This window comes from Mesorhizobium sp. M0317, from assembly GCF_040321555.1.
Classification (GTDB): Bacteria; Pseudomonadota; Alphaproteobacteria; order Rhizobiales; family Rhizobiaceae; genus Mesorhizobium.
Window position 1 is genome coordinate 32,159 of record NZ_JAMYRV010000001.1, and the last position, 11,927, is coordinate 44,085.

An 11,927-nucleotide genomic window follows, 5' to 3' on the forward strand; every position below is an offset into this window, starting at 1 on the left:
GCCCTTAAGTCAGATGACGCTGCGGTCCATAACCAGATCGGCCGGGCCGAAGCGGTCCTTCGCCGTAAACTGCTGGTGCCAGTAGGGATAGAGCACCGGCGGCCGGCTGACGGCATCGAGACGCTGGCGTTCATCAAAGGACAGCGTCAGGCTTGCCGCGGCGAGATTGTCTTTCAACTGGGCCTCGTTGCGTGCGCCGATCACCAGCGAACTGACGGCTGGCCGGCCGAGCAGCCAGGTCAGCGCCACCTGGGCCGCCGAAACGCCGCGTGCCGCACCGATATCGACCAGCACATCGACGATCCGCCACAGCCGGTCTTCGTCGCGGATCGGCGGTTCCGACCAGCCGCCGATCTGGCGCGCCGTCGGGCTGTCGCGGCGGTATTTTCCCGACAGGAGGCCGCCGGCGAGCGGGCTCCACACCAAAACGCCAAGGCCCTGGTCGACCGAGATCGGCAAGAGCTCATACTCGGCCTCGCGTGCTTCCAGCGTGTAGTGGATCTGCTGGGTGACGAAGCGCGGCTGGTGCTGGCTGTCGCTGATGCCCAGCGCCTTCATGACCTGCCAGCCGGAATAGTTGGAGCAGCCGACATTGCGGATCTTGCCCTGGGCAACCAGCGTGTCGAGCGCGGCGATGGTTTCCTCGAGCGGCGTCGCGCCATCCCATTCGTGCAGGAAATAGATGTCGATGACATCTGTCCTGAGGCGCTTCAGGCTCTTCTCGCATTCGCGGATCAGATGATGGCGCGACAGGCCTTCGTCATTGGGGCCCTTGCCGATCCGCATGCGCGCCTTGGAGGCGATCAGCACGTGGTTCTTGCGCTTGCCGCCGAGCGCCTCGCCGATGATCTCTTCCGACAATCCGTTCGAATAGACATTGGCGGTGTCGATGAGATTGATGCCGGCATCGATGCAAGTGTCGATGATGCGCGAGGCCTCCGCGAGATCGGAATTGCCGACGGCAGCGAACGGCCCGCTGCCGCCGAAGGTCATGGTTCCCAAGGTCAGCGCCGAAACTTTCAAGCCGGAACGGCCAAGCGTGCGGTATTCCATGTCTGATCCTCGTAGTTTTGGTGGGGAGGCGGTTTTAGCAGGAAAGGGCGGGGAAGCCCGAACGGGTCCGCTATTTGTAGGACAATTTGAGCGGCTTGTCGCCATGCCAGGGCGCTGGATCGGCAATGCCTCGCTGCTTTGCAGTGAAGACCGGCTGGCCGGCGGCTTGCAATAAAACCGTCATTGCCGGCCTATATCAAGTCGGCTCAGGGTTTCATGTCAGCCGGCAAGCGGAGCAGTGGAAATGAATGAGCTAAAGCAGAATTCTGCGGCCAGGGATTGGCTGGAAGCCGAACTCGCCGACACGCTCGACGAGGACTATGAGCTGGAAATCTCGGAGCCGGCGCTGTCGTTGGAGATCGCCAAGATCTACAAGAACGCGCATCCGCCGTCGATCGATCGCATGCAGTATTTCCGCGACCTGATCGGCTTGCAGTCGGAACTGATCAAGCTGCAGTCCTGGGTTGCCTACCACAAGAAGAAGCTGGTGGTGGTTTTCGAGGGCCGTGATTCCGCCGGCAAGGGCGGCGTCATCAAGCGCATCACCCAGCGCCTCAACCCGCGCATCTGCCGCGTCGTGGCGCTGCCGGCGCCGACCGAGCGCGAAAAGTCACAATGGTATTTCCAGCGCTACGTGCCGCATCTGCCGGCCGGCGGCGAGATCGTGCTGTTCGACCGCTCCTGGTACAACCGCTCCGGCGTCGAGCGGGTGATGGGCTTTGCCGAACCCGATCAGGTCGAAGAGTTCTTCCGCGACGTGCCGGAGTTCGAGCGCATGCTGGTCCGCTCCGGCGTCACGCTGGTCAAATACTGGTTCTCGATCACCGACGAGGAACAGCAGATGCGCTTCATGATGCGCATCCACGATCCGATGAAGCAGTGGAAGCTGTCGCCGATGGACCTGCAGTCGCGCGTGCGCTGGGAGCAGTACACCAAGGCCAAGGAAGAGACGTTTGCCCGCACCAACATCCCAGAGGCACCGTGGTACATCGTCGAAGGCAACGACAAGAAGCGGGCGCGGCTGAACTGCATCGACCATCTCCTCAAACAGCTGCCCTATGAGGACGTGCCGCACGAAGAAATCACGCTGCCCGAGCGGGTGTTCAACCCGGAGTACGAGCGCCAGGTCCTGCCGCGCGAGCTTTACGTGCCGGAGAAGTATTGAGCACTTTTCCTTCTCCCCGTTTCACGGGGAGAAGGTGCCCGAAGGGCGGATGAGGGGCAGCGCCGGCATCGGCGAATTCACAGTCGTCGGACGCTGCTAACCTCCAAAAGCAGCGCTGCCCCTCATTGCCTGCCGGGCATTTCTCCCCGTAGAACGGGGAGAAAGAAGCCTGCGCCTATCACTTCGCCACTACACCCGCTTGATCGTCACATGCGTGGCGAGCGCTGTCGCCACCTGCTCGGTGCACTGGTAACCCAGCTTCAGCATATCCAGCCCGGCAAACAGGCTCTCGCCCCTCCCGAGCAACACCGGCGACACCGCCAGATGCAACTCGTCGATGAGCTTCTCTTGCAGATATTGCCGGATGGTGGAAACGCCGCCGCCGACGCGGACATCCTTGCCGCCGGCCGCGGCCTTTGCTTGTTCGAGCGCGGCGTGGATGCCGCCGGCAACGAAGTGGAAAACGGTGCCGCCTTCCATCACAATGGGGTCGCGCTTGTAGTGGGTCAGCACGAAGGTCGGCACGTGATAGGGCGGGTTGTCGCCCCACCAGCCTTTCCAGCTCTCGTCTGGCCATTCGCCGCGGATTGGGCCGAACATGTTGCGGCCGAGGATCCAGGCGCCGACATTGTCGAAGCTGCGGACAGTGAACCGGTCGTCCACATCGGTGGTGCCGCCATCCTTGCCGACCATCTCGTGGAAGGTGCGGGTGCCGGTCATCCATTTGTGCAAATGTTCGCCGCCAACGCCGAGCGGATCTTGCAGGTCCTGGTCAGGACCGGCGCCGAAACCGTCGAGCGACAAGGTGAAGGCATTGACGCGAAGTTTGGACATGGAGACTCCCTTTCGGTGACCAGTTGTGATTTGCAATCAGTATTCAAACTGATTGCATTTTGCAACTAGTATTTTTAGAGGCAAGCCGATCTGTGGAATGCGCAGGGACCTCAAGCCGCCACGCGCTTCGGCATCACCGCAAACGGGCTGAGCCCAAGCCAGATCTGCATCTTGCCGGCGACGTCGAGATCGCCGGTCAGGCTGATCTTGTCGCGTTCCTTGTGAACTGTCGTCAGCCCCATCCAGATCGAGGTCATGGTGCACAGATCGGTCGAGACGTAGAGATCGACGTCGAAGCCCGGATCGTACCAGCAAAGATCGACCTCGCCCTGCTTTTCGACGATCAGCCACCACGATCGTTTTGACGCCGGCAGGTCATGGTACAGGAATTGTATCACGGTGCGCCCGTCCGGCAGCGGACTGGGGTTCAGATTGCGCCGCATGTCCCACATCAGCAGCGACGGATCGAGGTTTTTGAGCGACAGCCTGGCCTCGACCCATTTCTGGCCCCAAAACCCCATCGCCTCGACAACCGGGCGCAAATCCCGGCCCGCCTCGGTCAGCCGGTATTCGAACACGCCCTTCTCGGTCGCGATCTCGGTCCGCTCGACGATGCCGCCGGCCTCGAGGTCCTTGAGCCGTTGCGACAGAAGGGTTGGCGACATTTTCGGCACGCCGCGGCGCAAATCGTTGAAGCGGGTCGATCCCGCCACCAGTTCGCGCAGCAGCACCATGGTCCAGCGTGTGCAGAGCAGCTCGGCGGCCATGGAGAGCGGGCAGAATTGCTTGTAACCGGCTTGTGTCATGTGGTGAGCTCCAAAAGATGTTGCCGGACCTTATTCAGAAAACCTGAGTTCAGCCAGTACAGAAGCTGTACTGGCACCCCCGGTACAGTTCTGTGACTGGAGCGGTCCGGCGCCGCCATGCGAGGCAGCGGTCACGTCACCGGGCAGTCCGGTGCCGATCCATGAGGAGTTGGACAATGACCGCTTACGTGATCGCAGACATCAAGGTGAAGGACGACAAATGGGTGCCGGCCTATGCCGCTTCGGTGCATGACCTCGTCCACAAGCATGGCGGCAAGTATCTCGCCCGCAGCGGCAATGTGAAGACGCTGGAGGGCAAGCCGCTCGACACCAGCCTGATCGCCATCATGGCGTTTCCGTCGGCAAAGGCAGCCGAAGCCTTCACCAACGATCCGCAATACGCTCCGTTTGTGGCGGAGCGCCGGAAGGGCAGCGACAGCCGCTTCCAACTGATCGACGATACCGATCTCGCCGGAACGATTCCTTATTTGCCAAAGGCGTGAGGAAAAGCCGGAACCCGGAGCATCCAGGTTCCGGCTAACCCTTCAGCATTTGCGCCACTTCCGGCGCGAAGTAAGTCAGGATGCCGTCGCAGCCGGCGCGCTTGAAGGCGAGCAGGCTCTCCAGCATTGCCTTTTCGCCGTCGATCCAGCCATTGGCGGCCGCCGCCTTGATCATCGAATATTCGCCTGACACCTGGTAGGCGAAGGTCGGCATCTGGAACTCGTCCTTCAGCCGGCGGATGATGTCGAGATAGGGCAGGCCGGGCTTGACCATCAGCATGTCGGCGCCCTCGGCGATATCCTGCTCGGCCTCGCGCACCGCTTCGTCGGAATTGGCGTGGTCGAGATAGTAGGTCTTCTTGTCGCCCTTGAGCAGGCCGGCGGTGCCGACCGCCTCGCGGTAGGGGCCGTAGAAGGCGGAGGCGAATTTCGTCGCATAGGACATGATCGCCACATCCGAAAAACCGTTGGCGTCGAGTGCGTCGCGGATGGCGCCGATGCGGCCGTCCATCATGTCGGACGGCGCGATGATGTCGGCGCCGGCCGCTGCCTGGATGACGGCCGCGGCGGTCACCTGTTCCACTGTCTCGTCATTGACGATGATGCCGTCGCGCAAGATGCCGTCATGGCCGTGCGAGGTGAACGGATCGAGCGCGGCATCGGTGATGATGCCGATCTCGGGCACTGCGTCCTTGATGGCGCGGGTGGCGCGGTTGATGATGTTTTCCGGGTCGAGGATGTGCGATCCCGTCTGGTCGCGCAGGCTGAGTTCAACATTGGGGAAGGTGGCGATCGCCGGAATGCCGAGCTTAGCGGCCCGCTCGGCCTCCTTGACGGCGAGGTCCAGCGACAGGCGGAAGACGCCGGGCATGGCGGCGATCGGCTCGCGCGTGTTCTTGCCGTCGATCACGAAGATCGGCCAGATCAGATCGTTCACCGTAAGCCGGTTTTCCTGCACCAGGCGGCGCGACCAGTCGGCCTTGCGCATGCGCCGCAAGCGGCGGCTGCCGGTGATCTCGTCGACGCTGCGTGCGCCGAGCTTTGCCGGCGCGAATTTGTTGCTCGTCGCGGGGGTGAATTTGTTCATCGCAAAAACTCCGGGTCGAGGCGGCTTTTACCACGAGGCCTTGCCGCTGACCAATGCGACACGATTGTGCCAGCCGATGACGCGGTGCTTACGGCTTTGGCGGCCACGCCAGTTCTGGGCCGGTTTTGAAGAACGACACATTGTTGGTGAAGGTGCTCTCCGGGGCGAGCCGGATCAGGCGCCCGTCCGGATGGCCGATGTCGGCGACATTGTCGATGAACCAGCGGTTCCAGGTCGCCTCCGGGCCGAGATATTTGTGCAGCAGCCGTTTGAAGCGGTTCGGCGCCATAGCTTCTATGGTGGCGACGCCGCGCAGGCCGAGATGCAGCAGGATGCCGGCCTCATTGTCGAAATGGACGATCTCCACGGCGCAGCGCGGGTCACGTTCGAGGTGTTTGACAGCACTTGCGCCGGTCGAGCCGAGCAGCCAGATCGCAGCGTCCTCCCAGATGAACCACATCGGCGCGTTGCGCGGCGCGCCGTCAGCGGTCACGGTCGCCAGATTGGCCATCAGCGGGCGGCTGAGAACATCATCCGGGTCGAACTTTTTCGGCATCTCCCAGCCATGGCTCGGCGCTGCGGTTTCAAGCGTCATGCGTTTGTCCCTGCATCAGAAGAAAGGCTGTTTTGCCCGGCAATTTTGCGCGCATTTCTGTCGGGGGCAAAGCACGGTCGCGTTCCCTTGCGAAAATCCAAACCGCGCCCGCCGGTTGACGCACCCATGCGCCACCTTTAGCACTTCAGTCCCGCAGGCGCGGGGAGGGATTCTCTGACGATGGTTTTTGGCGGCGGCGACGAGATCCGCTTCGAACGGTTGGGCAAGGCGGGCGTCGTCACGCTGACGCGGCCGCAGGCGCTCAATGCGCTGACACATCGCATGATCAAGGCGCTGGACAAGGCGCTCGACGCTTTTGAGCGCGATACCGGCGTCGATGTCGTCATCGTCAAGGCCGAGGGCAGGGCGTTTTGCGCCGGCGGCGACATCATGCACGTCTACGAGGCCCGCGCCGGAAAGCCGCCGGTCGAGTTCTTCGCCGACGAATACCGGCTCAACGCCCGCATCAACAGTTACAAAAAGCCCTATGTCGCGCTGATCGACGGGATCGTTATGGGCGGCGGCGTCGGCATCTCTTTCCACGGTTCGCAGCGTGTGCTGACCGAGAACGCCCAGTTCGCCATGCCCGAAGTCGGCATCGGTTTCTTCCCCGATGTCGGCGGCAGCCATCTTCTGCCCGACCTTGGCGGCAGCTTCGGCATGTATCTGGCGCTGACCGGCAACCGCATTCGCTATGGCGATGCGCTGTGGTCTGGCCTGGCCACCCACACCATCAAGGCCGCCGACCAGGCTGCCTTTCTCGATCGGCTCTGCGCCAATGGCGATCCGGAATCGGTGCTGCGCGGCTTTTTCGTGCCGGCCAGGCGGGAGACCGGCCAGCCGGTGCTGGAAGCCATTGCCCGGCATTTTTCCCAACCCTCGCTCGCCGAAATCCTCGAGAGCCTGGAGCGGGCGGCAGGCGCCGACGAGTTTGCCGCCAAGACGCTGGCCACCATCCGCACCCGCTCGCCGACCAGCCTCAATGTCGCGTGGCGCCAGATCAGCGCCGGGCTGACGCTGTCGATGGAAGCCTGCATGAAGATGGAGTTCCGCATCCTCAACCGCATGCTGGCCGGGCACGACTTCTATGAAGGCATCCGCGCCGTCCTCGTCGACAAGGGTTCGACGCCGCAGTGGCGGCCGGCAAGCCTGGCCGAGGTCGACGCTGCTTCGGTGGACGCCTATTTCGCGCCGCTCGAACGGGAGCTCGAACTGTGAGCGAGGTCACGTCGCGGCGCATCGTGCTGCAGCCCTCGGGTGTCGAGATCATCTTCGCCTGGTTCCAGCGCGTCATAGCGGGCTATTGCCTGCTGTTCGGCATCCTGTACTGGATCCGGCTGATCGGCTTTTATCCCGGCCCGCTGTGGCGCTTCGACCTGATGCCGGTGCACTGGCAGGTCGTGGCGGTGATGCTGGCCGTGTTCTTCCCCTTCGCCGCCGCCGGCCTCTGGATGCTGGCGTCGTGGGGCCCGGTGATCTGGTTCATCTGCGCGGTGACCGAGACCATCATGTATGCCGGCTTCCCCGATCTGTACGGCCACCGGCCGCTGATCGTCTTCTCGCATGCCGCGGTGGCGCTGCTCTACATCGCCTTCCGCGCCGTTATCTGGATGCGCAAGCGCCCCGCGCGCGCCTGAAACGCCGCCCCGCAGCCATTGGGTAAATCTTTAGGTTAATTATCCTTGCTCGGGTGACCGTTCGTTAAGCGTCTTGCGAAACCTATTACCGGTAAGCTCTTGTTAGCCCTAGCGTTTAAGTCGAATTTTATGAGTATTCGATAGTGTCGCAATCAAGGTGAAAAACAAAAAATCACCAGGGCGACAAACGAGAGGCAAAGACAATGATCAATTCGCGTCCGGCGGCGAAGACCGCCAACGTATCCGACGATCGCCGCGAGGCTATCCGTTCGCTTTACATGGAATCGCTGCAGCTGGTGGAGCGTCTGCATCGCCGTCTGCTTGACGTGATCAAGGACGAGTTCGACCGCAACGGCCGTTCCGACATCAATGCCATCCAGGCGCTGCTTCTGTTCAATATCGGCAATTCCGAACTGACCGCCGGCGAGCTGCGCTCGCGTGGCTACTATCTCGGCTCGAACGTCTCCTACAATCTGAAGAAGCTGGTCGATCTCGGCTTCATCAACCACCAGCGCTCGCGCATCGACCGCCGTTCGGTCCGCGTTTCGCTGACGCCGAAGGGCAATGAAGTGGCGGAAGTCGTCGCCGGTCTCTATGAGCGCCATGTCGGCTCGATCGAACAGGTCGGCGGCATCAACAGCGAAGAGTTCAAGCAGATGAACCGCGCGCTGCAGCGCCTCGACCGCTTCTGGAACGACACGATTGCCTACAGGATGTAATCAGCGGGCCATTGAATAGCAGCTGCGCCGGAAGAAGCGCGGCCGGAGGCAAGTCTCAGCCAACAGGCCGGTGCCGAAAAGCACCGGCCTTTTCTTTTTCGAGCCGCCTGCGCTTCCAATTCGGCGCAAAGCCACGTTGCCGCCATATTCGCGGTGGAAGCGAGGGGTGTGGGTATGCGGCGGCGAAAGCTGTTCGCGCGCCTGTAAGGTCGCATCGCCGTCCGCTTTTGACGGCCAGGTGACGCAGGTCATGGTTGGCTAATTGTTAACAGTGCCAACTTTAAAGTGCGGGCGATATCGCCCAACATCGAGCACGTAGCCGAACGCTGCAACAGCCAAACGCTACAAGCCAAACACGACAAGAATGTCTGGAACGTCCATGAGAACCAGCCGCCGCTTTTTCCTTTCTGGAGCCTCCGCGCTCGCCGTCGCCATGGTTGCCAATGCCGCCAGCGCGCAGGATGTCATCGACGATATCCTGAAATCTTCGGCCCGCGGCAATTGGGACGACCAGTTCGACGCCCGGGCCTCGGAAGGCGGCAAGGTCGCCTCGACGCTGCCGATCTTCAGCCTGCAGACGGTCGCCTTCACCGAACAGGCGGTGGCGCAGTATCAGAACATCGTCGCCCAGGGCGGCTGGGGCGAGGTGCCGGCGACCAAGAAGCTGCAGCTTGGCGTCGACGATCCGGACGTGGTGCCGCTGCGCAAGCGGCTGATGATTTCGGGCGACCTGGCGCAGAGCGCCGGCATTTCGACGTCGTTCGATTCCTACGTCGACGCCGCGGTCAAGCGCTTCCAGGCGCGCCATGGCCTGCCGGCCGACGGCGCCATGGGCAAATACACTTATGCGGCGATGAACGTTTCGGCGCAGATCCGCCTCGGTCAGCTGCAGACCAACCTGGAGCGCCTGCGCGAAAAGGCCGGCACGCTGGGCAGCCGTTATGTGCTGGTCGATATCCCGGCGGCACAGATCGAGGCGGTCGAGAACGATCGCGTCGTGCTGCGCCACACCGCAATCGTCGGCAAGATCGACCGCCAGACCCCGGTGGTCAATTCCAAGATCAACGAGATCATCGTCAATCCTTACTGGAACGCGCCGGTCTCGATCGTGCGCAAGGACATCATTCCGCTGATGCGGAAGAACCCCGACTATCTCAAGGACAGCCACATCCGGCTGTTTGCGCCTGATGGCAGCGAAGTCGATCCGATGACTGTCGACTGGTCGACGGATGATGCCGCAAAATACCGCTTCCGCCAGGATCCGGGTTCCGGCAACGCCATGGCCTCGGTGAAGATCAACTTCCCCAGCCCCGACGGCGTCTACATGCACGATACGCCGCAGCAAAGCCTGTTCGGCAAGATGATGCGCTTCGATTCCTCGGGCTGCGTGCGTGTCCAGAACGTGCGCGACCTCGTCACATGGGTCCTGCGCGACACACCCGGCTGGGACCGCCAGCATTTCGAGGCGACCATCAAGACCGGCGAGAACACGCCGGTGCAGGTCGTCAACCCGGTTCCGGTCCACTTCCTCTATGTGTCGGCCTGGTCGACGGGTCCGGGCGTCGTGCAGTTCCGCGACGACGTCTACGCGCTCGATGGCGCCAGCGAACTGCAGATCACCTCTTCGCTCTAAGCGGCTGATCTCCTTCAGGAAAGGCCACCGCAAGGTGGCCTTTTCCGTTCGACATCCCAACAGAAGAAGACTGGTGGCCGCCAGCCATGCAGGCCATGAACACTGCCGGACGTTGCGCCGCAGGCCCATCTGGACGGACTAACGGCAATTGCGCATGGTCCTCAAAACAGCCGGAATCGCGCCATGCAGGTCGCAATCTTCATCCTCGCCGTGCTGGTCTTCGTCGCTCTTTCCGGCGCACTGGTGCGGTTGGTTCGGGTGCCGCTGCCGGTGCTGCAGATTGCCATCGGCGCCGCGCTCGCCTGGCCGGTGAAAGGCATCCATGTCGAGATCGACCCCGAACTCTTCCTGCTGGTGTTCATCCCGCCGCTTTTGTTCGGCGATGCCTATGGAGCGCCCAAACGCGAGCTGATCGCGCTGCGCGGACCGATCCTCGATCTGGCCATCGGGCTGGTCTTCTTTACCATTGTCGGCTTCGGTTATGCCTTGCACTGGTTGGTGCCGAGCATCCCGCTGGTCGTCGCCTTCGCGCTCGCTGCCGTGCTGTCCCCGACCGACGCCGTGGCGGTGTCCTCGATCGTCGACAGAAGCCTGGTGCCGGCGCGGCTGATGCATATTCTGGAAGGCGAGGCGCTGCTCAACGACGCCTCGGGCCTGGTCATGTTCCGCTTCGCCGTCGCCGCCGCCGTGACCGGCAGCTTTTCCTTCGCCGATGCATCGCTGAGCTTCTTTTATGCCGTCGCCATCGGCATCCTGGCCGGCATCGCCGCGTTGTTCATCGCCGCCAGGCTCCTGCAGCTTCTGAATCGCATCGGCGGCGTTCCGGCCGAGGCGCAGGTTCTGGTCATGGTCCTGCTGCCCTTCATTGCCTATCTCGTCGCCGAACATCTGCATGCCTCAGGCATTCTGGCGGCGGTCACCGCCGGGCTTTTGACCGGCGGCTCCGGCGTCTTCCGCTTCCTCGGCGTCTCGGCGCGCATGCAGACGATCTCGCTGTGGACAACCTTGTCCTTCGTCTACAATGGCGCGCTGTTCATCGTGCTCGGCATGCAGCTTCCCGAAATCATTCGCCGCGTGCCGCCCGAACTGACTGGCCATTACCCGATCATCCAGCCGGTCGCGACGGTGATTGCGCTGACGCTGTGCCTGATCGCGCTGCGCTTCCTCTGGATCTGGGTCGGCGACATCGCGGCAGGCCTCAAGGCAAAATGGGGAAAGCGCAAGGCCGAGCCGTTCGGGATGCGTGTGCGGCTTGCCGGCTCGGTGGCGGGCGTGCGCGGCGCGATCACGCTGGCCGGCATCCTGTCGCTCCCGCTCGCCATGCCGGACGGCTCGCCTTTTCCCGCGCGCGACCTGGTGATCTTCCTCGCCGCCGGCGTCATCATCTGTTCGCTCGCCATCGCCAGCGTGGCGCTGCCGAAGATAGCGCGCGGGCTGGTCGAGCCGGGCGAGGATGGCAGCGCCATCGAGGAGCGTCTCGCCCGCATCGGCGCCGCCAAGGCGGCCATCGCCCGCGTCGAAAGCATGGCGGGCGCCAGCGACGACGACCAGGGCGAGGTGCCCGGCGCCAGGCTTGCCGCCGCCGAAAACATCGTCGCCGGCTACCGGCGCCGGATCGCCACTTCGGACGAGGCCGACGACGCCCGGGCAGAGGCCCGCGAAGCCGGGCGGCTGGAGCTCGAAATGCGGCTTGCCGGCATCGAGGCCGAGCGCATCGCCGTGCGCGACATGTTAAGCAGCGGCGCGATCAACGACCATACGGCGCGGGCGCTGTTTACCGAGATCACGCTCACCGAAGCCTTGCTGCAGGGGCGGCAGGAGCGAAAATAGCGGTTCAGGGCCGCTCTGGCGCAATCCGGCCAGCAAATTTCGCGCTGCAAACGTGGCGAGGCGAA

At 63.0% G+C, this 11,927-nt stretch carries 13 protein-coding genes; 7 read left to right on the top strand and 6 right to left on the bottom strand.

Annotated elements, in window-relative coordinates; translation table 11 throughout:
- Positions 1-9: 9 nt before the first annotated feature.
- Positions 10-1,053 carry an aldo/keto reductase gene (locus NKI88_RS00160; protein ID WP_352653473.1) on the bottom strand — a complete coding sequence of 348 codons (1,044 nt, stop codon included), beginning with the start codon at positions 1,051-1,053 and terminating at the stop codon, positions 10-12.
- Between the two features lie 244 nt (positions 1,054-1,297).
- Here NKI88_RS00160 and ppk2 point away from each other — a divergent pair, with 244 nt between their 5' ends.
- Positions 1,298-2,218, top strand: coding sequence for a polyphosphate kinase 2 (gene ppk2 / locus NKI88_RS00165; RefSeq protein ID WP_023689516.1), 921 nt, complete (start codon positions 1,298-1,300; stop codon positions 2,216-2,218).
- Positions 2,219-2,407: 189 nt separating this feature from the next.
- Here ppk2 and NKI88_RS00170 read toward each other — a convergent pair whose 3' ends face one another.
- A complete protein-coding gene (locus NKI88_RS00170; protein WP_023750459.1) occupies positions 2,408-3,052 on the bottom strand; it encodes a dihydrofolate reductase family protein in 645 nt (214 codons plus the stop codon).
- Between the two features lie 110 nt (positions 3,053-3,162).
- A complete protein-coding gene (locus NKI88_RS00175) occupies positions 3,163-3,858 on the bottom strand; it encodes a winged helix-turn-helix transcriptional regulator (RefSeq protein WP_023682403.1) in 696 nt (231 codons plus the stop codon).
- A 176-nt stretch (positions 3,859-4,034) separates the two neighbouring features.
- On the opposite strand from NKI88_RS00175, the gene NKI88_RS00180 reads away from it, so the two are divergent.
- Entirely contained in the window at positions 4,035-4,361 is a 327-nt protein-coding gene (locus tag NKI88_RS00180) for a DUF1330 domain-containing protein (RefSeq protein WP_023673003.1), read from the top strand.
- A gap of 34 nt (positions 4,362-4,395) precedes the next feature.
- Here the strand turns inward: NKI88_RS00180 and hemB are convergent, their stop codons facing one another.
- Together hemB and NKI88_RS00190 are read right to left on the bottom strand one after the other, a co-directional pair.
- Positions 4,396-5,448 carry a porphobilinogen synthase gene (gene hemB / locus NKI88_RS00185; RefSeq protein WP_023673001.1) on the bottom strand — a complete coding sequence of 351 codons (1,053 nt, stop codon included), beginning with the start codon at positions 5,446-5,448 and terminating at the stop codon, positions 4,396-4,398.
- Positions 5,449-5,536: 88 nt separating this feature from the next.
- Positions 5,537-6,043, bottom strand: coding sequence for a pyridoxamine 5'-phosphate oxidase family protein (locus NKI88_RS00190; protein ID WP_023750458.1), 507 nt, complete (start codon positions 6,041-6,043; stop codon positions 5,537-5,539).
- Positions 6,044-6,223: 180 nt separating this feature from the next.
- Here NKI88_RS00190 and NKI88_RS00195 point away from each other — a divergent pair, with 180 nt between their 5' ends.
- The 3 genes from NKI88_RS00195 (at position 6,224) to ldtR (ending at position 8,399) form a co-directional block, all read left to right on the top strand.
- Complete coding sequence (locus NKI88_RS00195; RefSeq protein WP_023697452.1) at positions 6,224-7,261, top strand: enoyl-CoA hydratase/isomerase family protein; 1,038 nt, start codon at positions 6,224-6,226, stop codon at positions 7,259-7,261.
- On the top strand, positions 7,258-7,680 hold the full coding sequence (locus NKI88_RS00200; protein ID WP_023736468.1) for a DUF6163 family protein: 423 nt from the start codon (positions 7,258-7,260) through the stop codon (positions 7,678-7,680). Before NKI88_RS00195 ends, NKI88_RS00200 begins: the two co-directional genes overlap by 4 nt.
- Before the next feature lie 203 nt (positions 7,681-7,883).
- A complete protein-coding gene (gene ldtR, locus NKI88_RS00205) occupies positions 7,884-8,399 on the top strand; it encodes a transcriptional regulator LdtR (RefSeq protein ID WP_023672997.1) in 516 nt (171 codons plus the stop codon).
- Here the strand turns inward: ldtR and NKI88_RS00210 are convergent, their stop codons facing one another.
- A complete protein-coding gene (locus NKI88_RS00210) occupies positions 8,400-8,651 on the bottom strand; it encodes a hypothetical protein (protein WP_023711543.1) in 252 nt (83 codons plus the stop codon).
- A 127-nt stretch (positions 8,652-8,778) separates the two neighbouring features.
- Here NKI88_RS00210 and NKI88_RS00215 point away from each other — a divergent pair, with 127 nt between their 5' ends.
- Together NKI88_RS00215 and NKI88_RS00220 are read left to right on the top strand one after the other, a co-directional pair.
- Positions 8,779-10,032, top strand: a complete 1,254-nt coding sequence (locus NKI88_RS00215; RefSeq protein WP_023711542.1) for a L,D-transpeptidase family protein — start codon at positions 8,779-8,781, stop codon at positions 10,030-10,032.
- Positions 10,033-10,215: 183 nt separating this feature from the next.
- Positions 10,216-11,862 (top strand): Na+/H+ antiporter, encoded by a 1,647-nt coding sequence (locus tag NKI88_RS00220; RefSeq protein ID WP_023700554.1) that lies wholly within the window; start codon positions 10,216-10,218, stop codon positions 11,860-11,862.
- Positions 11,863-11,927: the final 65 nt, after the last annotated feature.

Bases quoted from the DNA above. Each gene is read 5' to 3' on its own strand.
- NKI88_RS00160 (WP_352653473.1), bottom strand. From the start codon at position 1,053: ATGGAATACCGCACGCTTGGCCGTTCCGGCTTGAAAGTTTCGGCGCTG.
- ppk2 (WP_023689516.1), top strand. From the start codon at position 1,298: ATGAATGAGCTAAAGCAGAATTCTGCGGCCAGGGATTGGCTGGAAGCC.
- NKI88_RS00170 (WP_023750459.1), bottom strand. From the start codon at position 3,052: ATGTCCAAACTTCGCGTCAATGCCTTCACCTTGTCGCTCGACGGTTTC.
- NKI88_RS00175 (WP_023682403.1), bottom strand. From the start codon at position 3,858: ATGACACAAGCCGGTTACAAGCAATTCTGCCCGCTCTCCATGGCCGCC.
- NKI88_RS00180 (WP_023673003.1), top strand. From the start codon at position 4,035: ATGACCGCTTACGTGATCGCAGACATCAAGGTGAAGGACGACAAATGG.
- hemB (WP_023673001.1), bottom strand. From the start codon at position 5,448: ATGAACAAATTCACCCCCGCGACGAGCAACAAATTCGCGCCGGCAAAG.
- NKI88_RS00190 (WP_023750458.1), bottom strand. From the start codon at position 6,043: ATGACGCTTGAAACCGCAGCGCCGAGCCATGGCTGGGAGATGCCGAAA.
- NKI88_RS00195 (WP_023697452.1), top strand. From the start codon at position 6,224: ATGGTTTTTGGCGGCGGCGACGAGATCCGCTTCGAACGGTTGGGCAAG.
- ldtR (WP_023672997.1), top strand. From the start codon at position 7,884: ATGATCAATTCGCGTCCGGCGGCGAAGACCGCCAACGTATCCGACGAT.
- NKI88_RS00210 (WP_023711543.1), bottom strand. From the start codon at position 8,651: ATGACCTGCGTCACCTGGCCGTCAAAAGCGGACGGCGATGCGACCTTA.
- NKI88_RS00215 (WP_023711542.1), top strand. From the start codon at position 8,779: ATGAGAACCAGCCGCCGCTTTTTCCTTTCTGGAGCCTCCGCGCTCGCC.
- NKI88_RS00220 (WP_023700554.1), top strand. From the start codon at position 10,216: ATGCAGGTCGCAATCTTCATCCTCGCCGTGCTGGTCTTCGTCGCTCTT.